This window comes from Tsukamurella strandjordii (assembly GCF_039525985.1).
GTDB classification, from domain to species: domain Bacteria; phylum Actinomycetota; class Actinomycetes; order Mycobacteriales; family Mycobacteriaceae; genus Tsukamurella; species Tsukamurella strandjordii.
Map to the genome: position 1 here is coordinate 336,344 of NZ_BAAAII010000002.1, position 17,838 is coordinate 354,181.

At 71.8% G+C, this 17,838-nt stretch carries 20 protein-coding genes; 12 read left to right on the top strand and 8 right to left on the bottom strand.

All coding sequences use genetic code 11. The annotated features are described in order from the left end of the window. Positions 1–3 precede the first annotated feature (3 nt). Positions 4–1,359, bottom strand: a complete 1,356-nt coding sequence (locus tag ABD108_RS02380) for a hypothetical protein (RefSeq protein WP_343929138.1) — start codon at positions 1,357–1,359, stop codon at positions 4–6. Positions 1,360–1,483: 124 nt separating this feature from the next. On the opposite strand from ABD108_RS02380, the gene ABD108_RS02385 reads away from it, so the two are divergent. From ABD108_RS02385 to ABD108_RS02405, 5 genes are read left to right on the top strand one after another with little or no spacing between them, the layout of a single operon-like run. After that, complete coding sequence (locus ABD108_RS02385) at positions 1,484–2,149, top strand: glycosyltransferase family 2 protein (protein ID WP_343929139.1); 666 nt, start codon at positions 1,484–1,486, stop codon at positions 2,147–2,149. Then, a complete protein-coding gene (locus ABD108_RS02390; protein ID WP_343929140.1) occupies positions 2,146–2,817 on the top strand; it encodes a TIGR04282 family arsenosugar biosynthesis glycosyltransferase in 672 nt (223 codons plus the stop codon). The genes ABD108_RS02385 and ABD108_RS02390 overlap by 4 nt, the downstream gene beginning before the upstream one ends. Beyond that, positions 2,814–3,440, top strand: a complete 627-nt coding sequence (locus ABD108_RS02395) for a class I SAM-dependent methyltransferase (protein ID WP_220656207.1) — start codon at positions 2,814–2,816, stop codon at positions 3,438–3,440. Before ABD108_RS02390 ends, ABD108_RS02395 begins: the two co-directional genes overlap by 4 nt. After that, complete coding sequence (locus ABD108_RS02400; RefSeq protein WP_343929141.1) at positions 3,437–4,540, top strand: molybdopterin-dependent oxidoreductase; 1,104 nt, start codon at positions 3,437–3,439, stop codon at positions 4,538–4,540. The genes ABD108_RS02395 and ABD108_RS02400 overlap by 4 nt, the downstream gene beginning before the upstream one ends. Continuing rightward, positions 4,537–4,989: a hypothetical protein gene (locus tag ABD108_RS02405; protein WP_220656209.1), complete on the top strand. Its 453-nt coding sequence runs from the start codon at positions 4,537–4,539 to the stop codon at positions 4,987–4,989. The genes ABD108_RS02400 and ABD108_RS02405 overlap by 4 nt, the downstream gene beginning before the upstream one ends. On the opposite strand, the gene moeZ is transcribed toward ABD108_RS02405, so the two are convergent. The 3 genes from moeZ to ABD108_RS02420 all read right to left on the bottom strand — a co-directional run bounded on the left by moeZ (position 4,943) and on the right by ABD108_RS02420 (position 8,225). Further along, positions 4,943–6,124, bottom strand: coding sequence for an adenylyltransferase/sulfurtransferase MoeZ (moeZ, locus tag ABD108_RS02410; RefSeq protein ID WP_305110392.1), 1,182 nt, complete (start codon positions 6,122–6,124; stop codon positions 4,943–4,945). The two genes, ABD108_RS02405 and moeZ, sit on opposite strands and share 47 nt — an antisense overlap. A 61-nt stretch (positions 6,125–6,185) precedes the next feature. Beyond that, on the bottom strand, positions 6,186–7,178 hold the full coding sequence (locus tag ABD108_RS02415; protein ID WP_220656210.1) for a DUF3152 domain-containing protein: 993 nt from the start codon (positions 7,176–7,178) through the stop codon (positions 6,186–6,188). 69 nt (positions 7,179–7,247) lie between these two features. Next, positions 7,248–8,225: an alpha/beta fold hydrolase gene (locus ABD108_RS02420; protein ID WP_343929142.1), complete on the bottom strand. Its 978-nt coding sequence runs from the start codon at positions 8,223–8,225 to the stop codon at positions 7,248–7,250. A gap of 110 nt (positions 8,226–8,335) precedes the next feature. Between ABD108_RS02420 and fasR the strand changes: the two genes are divergently transcribed. After that, positions 8,336–9,004 carry an HTH-type transcriptional activator FasR gene (gene fasR / locus ABD108_RS02425; protein ID WP_220656212.1) on the top strand — a complete coding sequence of 223 codons (669 nt, stop codon included), beginning with the start codon at positions 8,336–8,338 and terminating at the stop codon, positions 9,002–9,004. Position 9,005: 1 nt separating this feature from the next. On the opposite strand, the gene ABD108_RS02430 is transcribed toward fasR, so the two are convergent. Beyond that, a complete protein-coding gene (locus ABD108_RS02430) occupies positions 9,006–10,148 on the bottom strand; it encodes a DUF418 domain-containing protein (RefSeq protein WP_343929143.1) in 1,143 nt (380 codons plus the stop codon). Between the two features lie 85 nt (positions 10,149–10,233). Further along, positions 10,234–11,814 carry a DEAD/DEAH box helicase gene (locus ABD108_RS02435; protein WP_220658434.1) on the bottom strand — a complete coding sequence of 527 codons (1,581 nt, stop codon included), beginning with the start codon at positions 11,812–11,814 and terminating at the stop codon, positions 10,234–10,236. Between the two features lie 207 nt (positions 11,815–12,021). Between ABD108_RS02435 and ABD108_RS02440 the strand changes: the two genes are divergently transcribed. From ABD108_RS02440 to ABD108_RS02450, 3 genes are read left to right on the top strand one after another with little or no spacing between them, the layout of a single operon-like run. Continuing rightward, entirely contained in the window at positions 12,022–12,693 is a 672-nt protein-coding gene (locus tag ABD108_RS02440) for a ferritin-like fold-containing protein (protein ID WP_220656214.1), read from the top strand. A 56-nt stretch (positions 12,694–12,749) separates the two neighbouring features. Beyond that, a complete protein-coding gene (locus ABD108_RS02445) occupies positions 12,750–12,977 on the top strand; it encodes a DUF3107 domain-containing protein (RefSeq protein WP_220656215.1) in 228 nt (75 codons plus the stop codon). A gap of 24 nt (positions 12,978–13,001) precedes the next feature. Continuing rightward, entirely contained in the window at positions 13,002–14,240 is a 1,239-nt protein-coding gene (locus ABD108_RS02450; RefSeq protein ID WP_343929144.1) for an Rv3212 family protein, read from the top strand. An 11-nt stretch (positions 14,241–14,251) separates the two neighbouring features. Here the strand turns inward: ABD108_RS02450 and ABD108_RS02455 are convergent, their stop codons facing one another. Further along, positions 14,252–15,076, bottom strand: a complete 825-nt coding sequence (locus ABD108_RS02455; RefSeq protein ID WP_343929145.1) for a ParA family protein — start codon at positions 15,074–15,076, stop codon at positions 14,252–14,254. A gap of 37 nt (positions 15,077–15,113) precedes the next feature. Here ABD108_RS02455 and ABD108_RS02460 point away from each other — a divergent pair, with 37 nt between their 5' ends. After that, positions 15,114–15,734, top strand: coding sequence for a histidine phosphatase family protein (locus ABD108_RS02460; protein WP_343929146.1), 621 nt, complete (start codon positions 15,114–15,116; stop codon positions 15,732–15,734). A 1-nt stretch (position 15,735) separates the two neighbouring features. Here ABD108_RS02460 and ABD108_RS02465 read toward each other — a convergent pair whose 3' ends face one another. Next, positions 15,736–16,206, bottom strand: coding sequence for a hypothetical protein (locus ABD108_RS02465; RefSeq protein ID WP_220656219.1), 471 nt, complete (start codon positions 16,204–16,206; stop codon positions 15,736–15,738). 39 nt (positions 16,207–16,245) lie between these two features. On the opposite strand from ABD108_RS02465, the gene ABD108_RS02470 reads away from it, so the two are divergent. Both ABD108_RS02470 and ABD108_RS02475 read left to right on the top strand, forming a co-directional pair. Continuing rightward, entirely contained in the window at positions 16,246–17,241 is a 996-nt protein-coding gene (locus tag ABD108_RS02470; protein WP_343929147.1) for a diacylglycerol/lipid kinase family protein, read from the top strand. Positions 17,242–17,581: 340 nt separating this feature from the next. Then, positions 17,582–17,836: a WhiB family transcriptional regulator gene (locus tag ABD108_RS02475; RefSeq protein ID WP_013125780.1), complete on the top strand. Its 255-nt coding sequence runs from the start codon at positions 17,582–17,584 to the stop codon at positions 17,834–17,836. Positions 17,837–17,838: the final 2 nt, after the last annotated feature.

Consider the following 17,838-nt stretch of genomic DNA (forward strand, 5'->3'; position numbering starts at 1 on the left):
CTCTCACTGGTAGATCATCAGCACGTGCGCGATCACCAGCGCACCCGCGACCTGTACCGCCAACCAGGCCCGGGCACCGCCGCCGGACCGCACGAGTCCCGCTCCGGCCGCGATCCATACTGTGAACGGTAGCCAAATCCGCTCGACCTCGGCTTTGCTCAGCGCCGAGAGATCGGCGGCCAGCATCATCAGCACGGCGGCCGCCACCAGCCCCAGCAGGGCCGCAGGCCGTCCGAGCAGGGGCGTTCGCCACCGGCCGTCCCGGATCCTGCCGATCGCGGCCGCCCCGGCGGGCCCGAATGCGCACGCCGCCGCAGCGAGGTTCGCCCATCCCCAGTACGCGAAGGGCCGGAACGAGGCGATGCCCTGGTAGTACCGGACGACCACCGCGTTGTAGCCGTCGAGCCACCAGAAGCCCGCCACCGCGAAGGCCCCCACCACGAACAGCGCCGCCGGAATCGCGGTGAGCAGCGGGCGCGGATTCCGGGCGATCAGCAGGACCGCGACCGCCATGACCCCCATCAGGATCAGGCCGTAGTTCAGGAAGATCGCCCAGCCCAGGATCAGGCCGGCCGCCACTCCGAAACCGACCGCCCGGCGCCCGCCGGAGGTCGCGGCCAGGGCGAGCGCCGCGATCCCCCACGCGGCCACCCCCGCGAAGTAGGCGTCGCCCGACGGGGCCATCCACAACGCGCCGGGGAAGACGGCCGCGAACGGCGCCACGGCCCGCGCGGTGTCGGCACCGGCGAGCGCGCGGACCGTCACCAGGATGGCGGCGGCCGAGGAGGCGCCCGCCGCCACGCAGAACAGTGCCGCCCAGGTTCCGCCGCCCAGCCCGATGCGATCGAGCCAGACGAAGGTCAGCAGGGCGCCCGGCGGATGCCCGGAGACGTGCACCGTCCAGGAGTCGGGCTGGTAATCGGGTATGCGCCGGGCGAATTCGCGCACGGCACCGGCCACATCACCGCGTGCACCGGGGACCTCGTGCAGGTACTGGTCGTAGCCCGTGAGTTTGGTGGCGAACCGGTGCCAGCCCGAAACCGTACCGAGGCTGAGGGACCACAGGAACAGGACCGCCGTCGACAGCGCGGCGAGCCGGCCCAGGGACAGTCTGCGTGCCGCCGCCGGACCCCACAGGACGACCACGGCACCGATCACCACGGCGGGCACGGTGCCGACTCCCACGTGGGGTTCGATCCGGCCGAAGAGCGGGGCCGCCTCCGCGACCAGACGGTCCCGGAAGTCCTTGCCCATCATGATGGGCACGACGGCGGCCGCGGCGATCAGCGCGGCCCACACCAGCACCGACCGGCGGTCGCGGCGTGCATCGGCGGGCGGCGCCGGGGAATCGGACGGCATGTCTTCGACCGTAGCCATCGCGGTCCGCCGCGACCAGCGCGAACGCGATTCCCACGCACCCCGTCACACTTTCGTCATCGCAATCACCTGTGCAGGAGCCCGCCGAGTTCCTAGCGTTGGCCCCATGCCCTCCACCGATGAGCAGACCGTCACCGTGGTCATCCCGTGCCGCAACGAGGCCGAGTCGATCGCGCGCGTGATCGATGCGCTACCAGCGGGATTCACCGCCCTCGTGGTCGATAACGGCTCCACCGACGGAACCGCCGACGCCGCGCGGCGCGCGGGCGCCACGGTGATCGCTGAGCCGCGAGCCGGGTACGGCAGCGCGGTGCACACCGGAATCGCCGCGGCCCGAGGCGATGTGGTCTGCACGATCGACGGTGACGGCTCGCTCGATCCCGCCGATCTGCCGGCCCTGGTCGAGGCGGTGCGCCGCGGCGCCGATCTCGCCGTGGGGCGGCGGCGGCCGGCCTCGCCCGACGCCTGGCCCTGGCACGCACGACTCGGGTCCGCGCTCGTGGCGGCGCGACTGCGCGGTCGCTACGGGATCGACGTGCACGACATCGCACCGATGCGGGCCGCCCGCCGCGAACCGCTCCTCGCACTCGGGATCACCGACCGGCGATCGGGCTACCCCGTGGAACTGCTGGCCCGCGCGGGCGCCGCCGGCTGGCGAGTGGTGGAATCCCCGGTCCGGTACGGCAAGCGCACCAGTGGCCGATCGAAGGTCTCGGGATCGCCGGCGGGCAGCGCCCGTGCCACGATCGACTTCCTGCGGGCGGCACGATGAACACCGTCCTCATCGTCGCGAAGGCACCGGTCCCGGGCCGCGTGAAGACCCGACTGATCGGCGCGATCAGTCCCCTCGACGCCGCCCGGCTGGCCGCGGCGTCGCTCGTGGACACGGTGGAGGCGGCACTCGCGGTGCGCGGCGCGCGCTGTGCGGTGGCGCTCGCCGGGCGGCTCGACGATGCCGTCGAATCCGATCGGCTACGGGCCGCGCTGGCGGAATGCGAGGTCTTCGAGCAGGTCGGCGGCGGGCTGGCCACCCGCCTGGTGGCGGCGCACCGGCGGGCCGCGGAGGCCGGCGGGCCGGTACTGCAGATCGGCATGGACACCCCGCAGGTGAGCGCGGCACTCCTGGCCTCCGGGCTCGACGCCGCCCGCGACGGGGCCGCCTTGGGCCCGGCCAGCGACGGCGGATGGTGGGCCCTCGGGGTGCCGCCGGGCGGCGCCGACCGGCTGGACTGCCTCCTGGACGTCCCGATGTCCACCGCGCACACCGGCGAGTGCACGCGCCGCGCGCTCCGAGCGGCGGGACTCGCCCCGGTGGAGCTACCGGAACTACGGGACGTGGACCGCCCCGACGACATCGCCGAGGTCGCCGCGCTCTGCCCCGCGGGATCCCGGTTCCGCCGCACCGCAGCCGCCGTCACCACGATCGGAGCGGGACGATGACCGCGGCACTGTGGGACGCCGTGCTCGCCGGACGACACGGCGAACTGCACACCACGGACGGGGGTGTGCGCCGCCTGCCCGTGGCCCGCTGGCTCGGCCACGACCGCTCCGACCACCGGCTCATCGCCGCCGTCGCGGGGTGGTGCCAGGGCCCGACCGTCGACCTCGGATGCGGCCCGGGACGGATGGTGGACGTACTCCTGCGACGCGGCATTCCCGCGCTGGGCGTGGATGATTCGCCGCACGCGGTACGGCTCGCCCGGGACCGGGGCGCGGCCGCCGTCCGAAGGGACGTCTTCGCCGCACTGCCCGGTGAGGGCCGCTGGTCGCACGCGATCCTGCTGGACGGGAACATCGGCATCGGCGGCGATCCGGCGCGGCTGCTGCGCCGGGCGTCCGCGCTGGTCGAACCGGGCGGCACCGTGATCGTGGAGGTGGACCCCGCGATCCACGGGATCGTCACCGAGGGGGTCCGGGTGCGATCCACCGGCGCCGTCTCCGACTGGTTCCCCTGGGCCCGTGTCGGATTCGACGCGATTGCCGCACTGTCCACCCAGGCCGGACTCGTTCCGCGCCGCCGCCTGGTACTGGGCGGCCGCACCTGCGTCGAGTTGCTGCGATGAGCGCCTCCCCGCCCACGACGCGTCCGGCGCTGCGGCAGCCGGGGACGGCGGCCCGGCTGGGCGCGATGCTCGGCGTGTGCGTGGTGATCTGCTTCGCCACCGGCGTGTTCAGCCACTGGCTCCAGCATCCGCCGCAGTGGTTCACCGCCCCGCGCTCCCCCGCCTGGCTCTACCAGGCGACGCAGGGCCTGCACATCGCTTCCGGGGTCGCGGCGATCCCGCTGCTCCTGCTCAAACTGGCCGCGGTGTACCCGAAGCTGTTCGCCCGCCCCGTGATCGGATCGCCGGCCCGCCTCGCGGAGCGGATGGCCACCGCCGTCCTGGTGGCGTCCATGCTGTTCCAACTGTTCACCGGCCTGCTCAACATCGCGCAGTGGTATCCGTGGCGGTTCTTCTTCCCCGCCGCCCACTACGCGACCGCCTTCGTAGTGCTGGGCGCGGTCTCGGTGCACCTGGCGATCAAGCTGCCGCTGGTGGTCGAGGAGTTCCGCCGACGCACCGCACAGCCCGCGCCGCCCGGTGTATCCCGCCGCGCCGTACTGGGCGCCGGGCTCGCGGCCGCCGGGATGTCGGTGCTCGTGGTGGGCGGTCAATCGATCCCGGCGCTGCATCGACTCGCGGTACTGGCGCCGCGCTCCGGAAAGGGCCCGCAGGGCATGCCCATCAACCGGACCGCCCGCGCCGCGGGCGTCGAGCAGCACGCGGCCTCCCCGGACTTCCGGCTGGTGCTGGACGGTCCGCGGCGCGTCGAGCTGAGCCTCGACCAACTGCGCGCGCTGCCGCAGCACACCGTCCGGCTGCCCATCGCCTGCGTCGAGGGCTGGACCCAGTACGCCTGGTGGTCCGGTGTCCGGGTGGCCGACCTCGCCGCACTGGCCGGGCTCGACGGCGTCGACCTGCGGTTCCGGTCGCTGGAGCAGGGCCTGTACGCGCAATCGACGCTGGAGGCGGCGAAGGCGCAGGATCCGACCTCACTGCTCGCGCTCCGGCTCAGCGGCGCCGATCTGGACCTCGACCACGGCTTCCCGTGCCGGCTGATCGCCGCGGCCCGGCCGGGCGTGGAACAGACCAAATGGGTCGCACGGATCGAGGCGGCATGACCACACTGCGGATCCTGCTCACGCTCGCCGGCCTCGGCCTCGTCGGCTACGGCGCCGTGCTCCTCACCGACCTCCCGCCGCGCGACCTGCTCTCAGCGGCACTGTGGGCCGCCGCGCTCCTGGTGCTGCACGACGGGGTGTTCGCGCCACTGGCCCTGGCCGCCGGACACACCGCCGTGCGACTGCTGCCGCGCGCGTGGTTGCCCGGGGCGCTCGGCGGCGCCGTCGCCGCGGTGACCGCGCTCGCGCTGGCGGCGGCCGTCGCGCTACCGCGGCCCAGCGGTCAGGGCGCCGCGAATCCGACGGTCCTCGACCGTCCGTACGGCATCGCGCTCACCGCGTTGCTCGTGATCATCGCGGTCGCCTGCGCCGTGTCCGCGATCGTGCGGCGCCGCGCCGAGATCAGTACACCGGAAGCGACGGATCCACCTGCCGCGCATAGGCGTTGATGCCGCCCTGCAGGTGCACCGCGTCGCGGTAACCCGCACCCTGCACGGCGGCGAGCACCTCGGCCGAGCGGATGCCGGTCTTGCAGTAGAGCACCAGCTTCTTATCCGCCGAGACCTGCGCCAGGCCCTCGCCGGTCTCGAACACCGACTTCGGCACCAGCTTGGCACCGTCGATGTGCACGATGTCCCACTCGACGGGCTCGCGCACGTCGATCAGCTCGTAGTCCACGCCCTGCTCGCCCAGCTCGACCAGCTCCGCAGGCGTGATGGTGCTGCCCGCGGCGGCAGCCTGCGCCTCGTCCGAGACCACACCACAGAACTCCTCGTAGTCGATCAGCTCGGTGATCGTCGGGGAGGCGGGGTCCTTGCGGATCTTGATGGTCCGGTAGGTCATGTCCAGGGCGTCGTAGACCATGAGACGGCCGAGCAGGGAGTCGCCGATACCGGTGATCAGCTTGACGGCCTCGGTGCCCATGATCGCGCCGATCGAGGCGCACAGGATGCCGAGCACTCCGCCCTCGGCGCACGAGGGCACCATGCCGGGCGGGGGCGCCACGGGGTACAGGTCGCGGTAGTTCAGGCCCTGCTTCTCGCCGTTCGGGCCGTCGGGTGCGTCCTCCCAGAAGACGGAGGCCTGCCCCTCGAACCGGAAGATCGAACCCCACACGTAGGGCTTGTGCGCCAGCACTGCGGCGTCGTTGACGAGGTAGCGGGTGGCGAAGTTGTCGGTGCCGTCGAGGATCAGGTCGTACTGCTCGAAGAGCTCGACCGCGTTCTCGGGCTCCAGCCGGATCGGGTGCAGGTTCACGGTGACCAGCGGGTTGATCTCCGCGATCGAGTCTCGCGCGCTCTCGCCCTTCGGCCGGCCGAGGTCGGAGACGCCGTGGATCACCTGACGCTGCAGGTTGGACGCGTCCACCTCGTCGAACTCGACGATCCCGATGGTGCCCACGCCCGCTGCGGCGAGGTAGAGCAGCGCGGGACTACCGAGCCCGCCGGCGCCGATCACCAGCACCTTGGCGTTCTTGAGGCGTTTCTGCCCCTCGACTCCCATCTCCGGGATGATCAGGTGCCTCGAATAGCGCGCGACCTCGTCGCGGGTCAGTTCGGCAGCGGGTTCGACGAGCGGCGGCAGCGTACTCACGTGAGGTGGAACGACGCCGCGCGCGCCGTCATTCCCGGATTGTGAAGGCCGCTCAGCGCAGGACCGGCGCCACCCACGCGTTGGGGCGGCACACCAGATCGTTGTCGAAGCCCTCGGAGCGGTCGAGGTTGAAGATGTCGCGGTTCGCCACGCCGAAGCTCTGCTGCATCATGATCGGCGCCAGCGCGCCCTGTGCGGGGCAGGGCACGTGCCTGTCGTAGCCGATGGCGTGGCCCACCTCGTGGTTGATCGCGTACTGCCGGTAGCCCGTGAGATCACCCTCGAAGGCGGTGGCGCCGCGCACCCAGCGGGCCAGATTGATCACCACTCGGCCCAGCTCGCCGTTGTAACAGGAGGACTCCAGCTGGATGGAGTAGCCGCAGGCCTGGCGGGTGGTCATGGGCGAGGTGAGCGAGATGGTGAAGTCGGCCTTGCCCTCGGCGATCCGCCGGAAGGCGATCGCCGGATCGTGCACCCAGCTGCGCGGGTCCGAGAGCGTGCGGTCGATCATCTGCGCGAAGGGCTGATCGCCACCGAGTCCACCCATGTCGACGCCGTCCTCGACGGCGACCATGTAGGTGTACTCCTTCTGCTTGCCCTCGCCCACCTTCTTCGTCGCACCCGGGACCACGTGCCACAGGCCGCTGCCGTGCGTGGTGAAATCGCCGCCCACGGGCAGCTGGCCCGCCTGCGGGACGGGCCCGGGCACCGATGTGCCGGTCGGCGCGCCGACGATGGTCTTGCCGGGAGTCGGGTTGCGCGACATCGACTCGGCCGTGGTGTCGGTGGGCGTCGCCTTCGAATCGAGCGGGTTGCCCCAGAAGGTGAAGACCAGGGCGAGCACCGTGAGAACCGCGAGCACGGGGACGGCGTAGGCGCGCCACCCGTAGGTGCTGAGGATCCGCGAGAGGGTGCTCTGCTTGCGGTACGCGCGCTCGCGCGGGGGCCGGTTGCGGTCGCCCGGCGAGTTGATCGGATCCCACTCCGCCCGCAGCGGCGCTCGCCCATCGGGACGAGGGCGCCTCGGGTTCGAAGGACTACTCACGCCGCCAACAATTCCACGAAGCGGACCGCCCGCGTAGAACCGACACGGTTTGTCGCAGGAATAGCTCGATCACCGAAAGAGCGGCTCGGACTGCGTCGCGGTGATCAGGTCGCGCACCAAGCGGGCGGTCTGCACCGGGCGCTCCATCTGCGCCACATGGCCCACGTCCTCGAAGACGGTGAGCGTGCTGCCCTTGATGTGCCGCACCACCTTGGGCGCCACCCCCACACTCACCAGCAGGTCGCGGGCGCCCCAGATCACCGCCGTCGGCACCGACACCGCGCGGGCCGCCGCCCAGTGCGCAGCCCCGAAGTCCACGATCCAGCTGCGCACCAGCGCGTTGAAGCTGGCCGCCAGCGCGTCCGGCGCCCACGGCATCGACGCCCGCGCCGCGGCCTGGTCGATCGCCTGATCCCGGCGCACCGGCCCCATCACACCGGGGTCGACGAGGATCTCCCGGAAGGTCTGGTCCACCTGCCGTGCCGGATAGGCGCTGCCCACCAGTCGGAAGCCGGCGGGGCCCACCACCGGGATGCGCACCAGGGACAGCGGCAGGAACTGCAGCCGGCGCACCCGCGGCCGCAGATCGGGGAATGCCGGCGAGATCAGGGTGAGGCTGCGCAGCAGATCGGGCCGCAGCATGGCGACCCGGACGGCGATCGCGCCGCCCAGGGAGTTCCCCACCAGGTGCACTCCGCCCCGGTACCCGGCGCGGGCCGCCACCAGCGTCTCCAGGTAGCCGATCACGATCTCGGCGAAGGCCTCGATCCCGTAGTCACCGTCGGCCGGTGGGTCGGAGAGCCCGAAGCCCGGCAGATCGGGGGCGTACGACGCCGCCGTGGGGGCGAGCACCTGCCCGAGGTCGGTCCAGTTGATCGACGATCCGCCCAGGCCGTGGATCATCACCACGGCGGGCCTGGGGTCGGGCGGGGCCGTGATCGCGGCCGCATCGTCGACGTGCCGGACGAACAATCGCTGCCCGCGGACGGTGAGGAATTCCCCCGGCCAGACGTCGCTGGTGCGGTCGAGGGGCGCGAGTGCCGACACGCGGGTAGCTTGCCATGCACGCGCGGCGCTCGCGAGCGAGGAGGCCGCAGCGGAGTATTGTCGATAGGTCGGGGCGATGACCTTGCCCCCGGAACGGTGAGGTGGAGTAGATGGCGGATCTGGGCGCGACGACCGCTGCGGGCGAGTCCCGCGGTGGAGTGAACCCTGCTCCGCGCCGCACCGCGAGGCTGCCGCGCAGCGCCCGCCGGATCCAGCTCCTCGAGGCGGCCAGCAGCGTTTTCGTCGACCTGGGCTACCACTCGGCGGGCATGGACGAGATCGCCGTCCGCGCCGGTGTCAGCAAGCCCGTGCTGTACCAGCACTTCCCCGGCAAGCTCGAACTGTACGTGGCCGTGCTCAACGCCCACAGCGAGGCCCTGGTGACCGGCGTGCGCGAGGCGCTGAGCAGCTCGCCCGCCAACCACGACCGCGTGATCGCCGCCGTGCGCGCCTTCTTCGACTTCGTCGACCGCGACAGCCAGGGCTACAAGCTGATCTTCGAATCCGATGTGCTCGAGCCCGTGGTGCAGGAGCGCGTCGAGGGCGCGGTCGATGCCTGCATCGACGCCGTCTACGACCTGGTCTCCCAGGACTCCGGACTGGACCCGTACCGCGCGCGGATGCTGGCGGTGGGGCTCGTGGGCGCCAGCCAGGTGAGCGCCCGGTACTGGCTCTACGCCGACCGCCCCATCCCGAAGGAGGAGGCGGTGGCCACCACGGTCGAGCTGCTCTGGGGCGGGCTCAGTCACGTTCCGCTGCAGGGACAGCGCCGGGCCTGAGTCACGCCAGGCGGTGCATCGCCATCTCGATCGGTCCGCGTGAGAACTTCCGCGTCCACAGGCCCGAGACCACGAGCAGGCACGCCACCACCACCGCGTACACCGCCACGGTGAACACCAGCCGGTGCTCGGCGCCGTACCGCGCCGCCAGGCCCAGCCCCCAGCCGTAGCAGAGCACCGAGGCGATCACGTTCTGCAGCACGTAGCAGCTGAGCGCCGTCTTCCCCACCTTGCTGAGCGCACCGCCCACGCGCCCGATGCCGCGGCGCTGGTAGAACTCCGCGATCAGCGCGAGCAGTCCCAGGGCCACCACCGGCGCCACCACGTACCGGCCGACGAAGACGGCAGGCCCCGAGAACCCCAGCGGCGCACCGGCGATCCCCAACGCGAGATCGATCGGGGCGGCCACGGCGCCGGTCACCATCAGGCGACGGCGTAGGGCGGCACCGTCGGAGGTGAACAGGCCCGACTGGAAAAGCCTTGCCCCCGTGAGGAACATCGCGATGGTGAGCGGGATCAGGAAGACGGCCTCGGCGCGGAAGGCCAGGGCGTGGTCGGCGCGGAAGACCACCAGGTCCCAGAACGAGCCGTCCGCATAGGGATTGAACTGCGCGGGATCACGGGGCTGGGACGGTCCGCCCGCCAGCGACATCCCGACCACCGCGAGGGCGACCATCGCCAGGTGCACGCCGACGCTCGCCACCACCCACCGGGTGCGCGCCCGCGGCTGCAGGATGAGCAGGGCCGACACCAGGAAGGAGACCATCGCATAGCCCATCAGGACGTCGAACTCGGCGATCAGCAGGAAGTGCACGAGGCCGTCCAGGAAGAGCACCAGCGCGCGCCGCCAGTACCGGCCCGGCCAGGGCTTGCCGTGGCGCAGCGCGGACGCCTGCTGGATCGCCAGGCCCACACCGAACATCAGGCTGAGCAGGCCCAGGAACTTGCCCTGGGCCAGGGTCTGCAGGACCCGGATCGGCAGCGATTCGGTGCCCACCGAATCGAGGTAGCCCATCATGCCGCGGGGTTCGGTGAAGATCCACACGTTCGTGCCGAGCGTGCCCAGGATCGCGATACCGCGGGCCACATCGAGCGAGGCGATGCGTCGCGACGCGGGGGCCGCGGTGGAGGTGGTCGTCGTCATGGGTATCACCCTCGCGGAGACGAGAGGACCCCGCGACCGCCGGATGGCGATCGCGGGGTCCGTCGTTCGGTGGACCTGTGGGTGGCTACTCGCCCGCGGTCTCGGCGGGCGCGGCGCCCTCGGTCTTCGCGCCGCCGGAACGACGACGACGGCGACGCTTGCGCGGCGCGGCCTCGTCGCCCTCGCCCTGGGCCGCCGCGGGTGCATCGCCCGCGGGCGCGCTCGCCTGCGGGGTGGCCTCGGCACCGTCGGACTTCTGACCGCCGCGGGTGCGCGTGCGGGTCCGGGCGCGGGGCTCGCGCTTCTCGCGCGGCTTGCGCTCGACGACCTCGCCCTCGGCGCGCTTGCGCACGCCGGGCAGGCTGCCCTTGACCTTGGGATCGATGCCCAGGTCGGTGAAGAGGTGCTCGCTGGAGCTGTAGGTCTCCGCGGGCTCGGGCTGGCCGAGTCCGAGTGCCTTGTCGATGAGCTGCCAGCGGTGCAGCTCGTCCCAGTCGACCAGGGTGACGGCGATACCGGTCTTGCCCGCGCGGCCGGTGCGGCCGATGCGGTGCACGTAGGTCTTGTCGTCCTCGGGGCACTGGAAGTTGATCACGTGGGTGACATCGTCGATATCGATGCCGCGGGCGGCGACGTCCGTCGCGACCAGCACGTCGATCGTGCCGTCACGGAACTTGCCGAGCGCCTTCTCGCGCGCCACCTGGCCGAGGTCGCCGTGCACGGCGCCGACCTTGAAGCCGCGCTCGGCCAGCTCGTCGGCCACCTTCTGCGCGGTGCGCTTGGTGCGGGTGAAGATCATGGTGGCGCCGCGGCCCTCGGCCTGCAGCACCTTCGCCACGAGTTCGACCTTGTCGAGGGCGTGCGCGCGGTAGACGTACTGGGTGGTGCGCTCGTGCACCGCGGAATCGTCGTGGTGCTCGGCCCGCACGTGCGTGGGCTGCTTGAGGAAGGTGCGGGCCAGGGTGATGATCGGGCCGGGCATGGTGGCCGAGAACAGCATCGTCTGCCGGTCGGTGGGGACCATGGTGAGGATGCGCTCGATATCGGGGAGGAAGCCCAGGTCGAGCATCTCGTCGGCCTCGTCGAGCACCAGGATCTGGATCTTGCCGAGCACCAGGTGGCCCTGGTTCGCCAGGTCCAGCAGGCGGCCGGGGGTGCCGACGACCACGTCGACGCCCTTCTGCAGCGCCTCGATCTGGGCCTCGTACGGGCGGCCGCCGTAGATCGAGGTGATCTTCAGGTCGCGTTCGCCCTTGGTGGTCTGCACGCGGACACCGTCGGAGGCCTGCGCCAGATCGTCGGTGACCTGCACGCACAGCTCACGGGTGGGGACGATGATGAGCGCGCGCGGCGTGCCGTCGAGCGCGCGGAGGCCGTCCTCACCGACATCGGCGCGGGCCTGCGTGACCAGGCGGTTGAGCAGCGGAACGCCGAAGCCGTAGGTCTTGCCCATGCCGGTGCGGGCCTGGCCGATGAGATCGTTGCCGGCCAGCGCGAGCGGCAGCGTGAGCTCCTGGATCGCGAAGGTGCGCTCGATGCCGCGCTTGCCGAGGGCGTCGACGATGCCCTGGTCGACGCCGAGCTCGGCGAAGCTGGGCGAGACGTGATCGTCGCCGATCACGTGGACGTCGGGCAGGCCCTCCGCGGCGGCGGGCTCGGTGTGAATGTCGTTGTTCGATGCGGTGGTGATGGTTTCAGCCTTTCAACGGCGGCGAATAGCGTCGCGTCTTCTTCTCTCGCGCGCACTGTTTCGGGCCATTGAAGGTCTCCTCGACGCCCTGGCGGGCGGAGTGCGCGCACAACATACCGGCGATCGAAACGATCGCTGCAGTCCATGCTACCCCGCCCGGCCCGTGGCTCTAGCATGAGCAGCATGAGCGAGCAGGCGCGGACCCCGGGATCGACCGACGAACACCCCGGCGTCACGGCGCTGCTCGCGGTGCTCGCCTACGGCGAACTCGCCGCCTTCGAACGCCTCGCCAAGGAGTCGGAGATGGCACCCGACCTCCGCGGGCGGATCGCCGTGGGTTCCATGGCCGCCACCCAGATGCGCAACTTCGAGAAGCTCGCCGCCCAGCTGGAGCTGCGCGGCGAGGACGTGGTCGAGGCCACCGCCCCGTTCCAGCCCGTGATCTCCCGGTACCACGCCCGCACCACCCCGCGGAACTGGAACGAGGCGCTGGTCAAGGCCTACATCGGCGACGGCCTCGCCGCCGACTTCTACTCGGAGATCGCGCGTGCCCTCCCCGCCGACGCCTCCGCCGCGGTCCGCGAGGTGCTCGCCGACACCAGCGAATCCGATTTCGTCGTGGACCGCGTCCGCGCGGCGATCACCGCCAATCCCGCGCTGCGCTCGCCGCTCACGCTGTGGGGCCGCCGGCTGCTGTCCGATGCGATCACCCAGGCCCAGGAGGTGCTGGCGACCCGCGACGAGCTGTCGGCGCTGATCTTCGAATCCGACGCCGACCTGCCCGGGATCGCCCAGTTCTTCGAGTCGCTGCAGACCCGCCACGCCGAGCGGATGACCGCCCTCGGATTGGGCTGACTGCTGTCAGCAGAACCGGCGCGCCGCGCGGCCCCACGGGCGGATAACCTCGTGGCATGGAGATCAAGATCGGTATCGCGGACTCGAACCGCGAACTCGTGGTGCAGAGCAAGGATTCGGCCGAGGACGTCAAGCAGACCGTCAGCGACGCCTTCGCGGGCCGCTCCGAGGTCCTCGCGCTGACCGACGAGAAGGGCAAGCAGTACCTCGTCCCCTCGGCCCGCGTCGCGTACGTCGAGATCGGCACCAACGAGAACCGCTCGGTCGGCTTCGCCGCTCCGTAAGTCCCTCCCGCTACGCTCGGTGCCGTGGTGAAACCCGAGCGCCGGACCCGAACCGACTTCGCCGTGGTGGCGGCGATCGTGGTCGCGGTGCTGCTCGCGGGTGCGGCGGCGTGGAACTTCAGCTCCGCCCGCAAGACGGTCAGCGAGACCGGCCCGGCACCGTCGGCGGTGCCCACGCCCCTGGTCGAGCTGCCCGCCGCGCTGCGGCCGATCTGGGAGGCCGAGGCCGACCGGCCCGCGCTGAGCATGGCGGGCAGCGTGGTGACCGCCCGCGGCGGTGAGGTCTCCGGGCTCGACCCGCTGACCGGGAAGCGCAACTGGCGCTACCAACGCGACCGGGACACCTGCGGCCTCACCTCCAACGCCGGCCTCGTGCTGGCCTACTACCCCGACGCCCGCGGCTGCGGCGAGATCACCGCCCTCGACCCCGGCACCGGGCAGCGCAAGTACACCCGGTCCGGACAGCAGGACGCCGAGGTGAACCTGGCGAGCGACGGCAGCTACGTGGTCACCCAGGGACCGCGCCGGGTGGACGTCTTCCGCTCGGACCTGGTGCTCACCGTCCAGTACGGCCGCCCCGACGTGCCCGTCAACACCGGCGTCCAGCCCCGTTCCGGCTGCACCATCGGCTCCGCGCTCCCCGCCAGCCCGTCCGTGGTGATCCTGGAGAGCTGCCCCACCGAGCCCAACCCGCGGCTCACCGTGATCGGCTCCGCCCCCAAGGACGCCGACCGGCCGCAGGAGACCTCCTCGGTGGTGGCGCCCACGCTCGGCACCGCCACGACCTCGGAGGCCGACGCGCCGCGCCTGCTGACCGCCTCCCGCGAGGGCGCCGTGGCCTACGTGCCCGCGCACGACGGCCAACCGGCCCGCGTGGTCACCGTGGGCTACCGCGGCGACGTGCGGCGCTCGGTCGACATCACGACGCCACCCGGCGGCGCCCCGCGCGATGTCCCGGTGGTCGCCGAAGCGGGCATCGCGTCCTTCTACACCGGCACGTCCACCGTGGTGATCGACACCACGACCCTCGCCGCCGAGATGGTGATCCCCGGAACGCTCGGACCCGGCGCGCTGGTGGGCGGCCAGATCGTGGTGCCCGGACCCACCGCGCTGGCCTCCTACGACCTGATCGGCCGCAACCAGGTGCGCCTGGTCACCGTGGACCGCCCCGGATACACCGGCGGCCCCGTGCTCCTCACCCTCGCGGGCCAGAGCCTGGTGGCGCAGTGGGGCACGCGCGTACAGGCCTACGCCGCGGCATAGGGGCCGAGAGCCTAGACGGTCTCGGGCTCCCAGGTGACCAGCGGCGCACCGTCGCGCACGTGGGCGTGCAGGCTCTGCGCCAGGTCCCGATAAGCGGTGGCGCCCTTGTTCTTCCGGCCCGCGAGCACCGTGCGCCCGGCCGCGTTCGCCTCCGCGAACCGCACGGTGCGCGGGATCGGCGGCGACAACACCGCCAGCTCGTAACGATCGGCGACATCGGCGAGGATGTCGCGGCTGTGCGTGGTGCGCGCGTCGTACAGCGTGGCGATCGCGCCGAGCATCGTGAGCTCCGGATTGGTGATGGCCTGCACATCGCGCACGGTCTTGAGCAGCTGCCCCACGCCGCGGTGCGCGAGGGTCTCGCACTGCAGCGGGATCGCGACCGCATCGGCGGCGGTGAGGCCGTTGAGGGTGAGCACGCCCAGGCTCGGCGGGCAGTCGATGAGCACCACGTCGAACCGGTCCGCGACCTCCGTGAGCGCCCGCTTGAGCGCGTACTCCCGGCCCGCCCGCATGAGCAGCAGCGCCTCGGCGCCGGCCAGATCCAGCGTGGCGGGGAGCACCGTGACGCCGTCCTCGGTGTCCAGCAGCACCTCGTCGATCGTCTTGTCGCCCAACAGCACATCGTGCACGCTGTGCTGGATCCGGTCGGGGTTGTGGCCGAGCGAGAAGGTGAGGCAGCCCTGCGGGTCGAGATCGACCACGAGGACGCGGGCGCCGAGCTCGGCCAGGGCGGCCCCGAGGCTGGCGACGGTGGTGGTCTTGGCCACGCCGCCCTTCTGGTTCGCGACGGCGAGAACGAACGGGGCGCCGTCGGAGGCGGTGAGACCGGTCATGGTGCGACCCTACCCAGTCGTGCGCCACGATGGTGCGATGAGTAATGCACCGCAGCACCGCCTCGTGTACATCCGCCACGGCGAGACGCAGTGGTCGCGCACGGGGCGGCACACCGGCATCACGGACGTGCCGCTCACGGAGACCGGCGAGGAGCAGGCCCGCGCGCTCGCGCCGGTGATCGCCGCGCTGCGGCTGCAGTCACCGACGGTCTGGGTGAGCCCGCGCACGCGGGCCGCCCGCACCGCCGAACTGGCGGGCCTCACGGTGACCGGAGTCGAACCCGAGCTGGCCGAGTGGGACTACGGCGACTACGAGGGCCTGACCAGCGTGGAGATCCGGCAGGACGTGGCCGGCTGGACGGTGTGGGACGCCGCGATCCCCGGCGGCGAGTCGATCGACGCGGTGGCCGCACGGGCCGACGACGTGATCGCGAAGGCGCGCGCCGCGATGGCCGACGGCGACGTGGTGCTGGTGGCGCACGGGCACATCGGCCGCGTGCTGGCCGCGCGGTTCCTGGACGCCGACCCGCGGTTCGGGCGGCACCTGCCGGTGCTCCCGGCCTCGGCGTCGATCTTCGGCTACGACCACGACGGGGTGCCGCAGCTGCACCAGTTCGGCCGCACCGGCTACGACGCCGTGGGCTACGGCGGGCGCTGAGCTACTCGGCGGGCTCGCGCCGGTACTCGCCCTCCAGCCAGGCCACCGTGGGCGGGCTGAACAGCAGGCCGAGCACCACCACCGCGACGATGATCATCGGGACGCCGACCTCGGGCCGCCCCTGCGAGAAGGCGCCGCTGATCCCGGCGAAGCCGAGCAACAGGTTGGTGAGCACGCCCAGCGTGCGACCCCACCGCTGCCCGCGCAGCAGCGCGATCCCGCCCGCCAGCACCGCCGCACCGATCGGCAGCATCCAGAAGGCCATGCCGTAGGCGCCGCGGCTGCTCTCCGCGGCACCGGTGATGCCGCGGACCAGCTCGACCAGGCCCCAGCCCAGCGCGACGATCCCCTCGAGACCGACGATGACGCCCGCGGCACGGACGGTGCCCGGGGCGGCGGTGCGGGTCGCACCCGATTGATGAGCACGGGTGCTGCTGGCGGCGGAGCGGCGCCCGCCCTGGGAGGAAGTCACCGGCCCAGGGTATCGGTCCGCCTGGGTACGCTGAGCGATGTGCGCGCCCTGCTGATCGTCAACCCCAACGCGACCTCCATCACCCCGGCGGGTCGCGACCTGGTGGCGATGGCCCTGTCCGCCAAGCTCGACATCACCCTGGTGCAGACCGAACAGCGCGGCCACGCCACCGAGCTGGCCGCGCAGGCGCGGGCCGACGGCACCGATCTGGTGATCGTGCACGGCGGCGACGGCACCGTGAACGAGGTGGTGTGCGGCATCCTCGGACGCGAGGGCATGCCCGACGGTCCGCCGCCCGCCCCCGCCGACGAGCTGCCCGCGATCGCGGTGATCCCCGGCGGCAGCGCCAACGTCTTCGCCCGCTCCCTCGCCGTGCCGCGCGAGCCCGAGCAGGCCACCGTGCACCTCACGGATCTGTTGGAGCGCCGCAGTTTCCGCACCATCGGCCTCGGCTGCGCCGACGACCGCTGGTTCCTGTTCAACGCCGGCGTCGGCGTGGACGCCGAGGTGATCGCCAACATGGAGGCCCTGCGCGACAAGGGCAAGGCGGCCACCCCCGCGCGGTACGTGCGCACCGCCATCCGCACCTTCTTCTCCGCGGCGCGGCGCGAACCGCAGCTCACCGTCCACCTACCCGGCGAGGAGCCCGGAACCTGGGAGGACACCGACGGCGTGCACTTCGCCTTCGTCTCCAACGCCAGCCCGTGGACCTTCCTCAACAACCGCGCCGTGTTCACCAATCCGGGCACCGACTACGGCACCGGCCTGGGGGTCTTCGCGTCGCGGAGCATGCGCACGATCCCGAACCTGATGCTGGTGCGGCAGATGCTGTCCGCGCGGCGGACCAAGGGGCCGAAGGTGCGCCACCTGATCCGCCACGACGACCTGCGGGAACTGCGCATCAGCAGCGCGGTCCCGGTCCCCGCGCAGGTGGACGGCGATCACCTCGGCGACCGCACCGACATCCGGTTCTGGTACTCGCCGGAGCGCATCCGCGTGGTGGCCGACCTGCCACCGCTCCCCCGGGTCCGCTGACCGATTCCCGGGGCGGCCGAAGCGCTCGCACTGACCGGATCGGAATCGCCGCGATTGCGGCCTACCTCACGGTTGTAAGAAAAGCATTGCAAACATGCAGCTTGTGCGGTTATTCTTGCGGGCAGTCCGCCGAACCGGCAGCAGTGTAGTACACCGCCCGCAGGTCGGATCTCACCGCCCCCGCTGTGAGATCCCCCACCTCCGAGCCGGAATCTATTGACTCCTGCTGAGAACGTGGAAATATTTGAAACGTAACAGCGCGGAAACAGTTCGGTTCACTCCGCGTTAACAGCCCGAGAACTTACGAGTGGTGCACGCGCGCCCGAAGGAGAGTACTGACATGGATTGGCGCCATAAGGCCATCTGTCGCGACGAGGATCCCGAGCTGTTCTTCCCCGTGGGTAACAGCGGTCCGGCCATCGCGCAGATCGCGGACGCCAAGCTGGTCTGCAACCGCTGCCCCGTGACCGCCGAGTGCCTCTCGTGGGCGCTCGAGTCGGGCCAGGACGCCGGCGTGTGGGGCGGCATGAGCGAGGACGAGCGCCGCGCGCTCAAGCGTCGCAACGCGCGCACCCGTACGCGCACCGCTGTCTGACA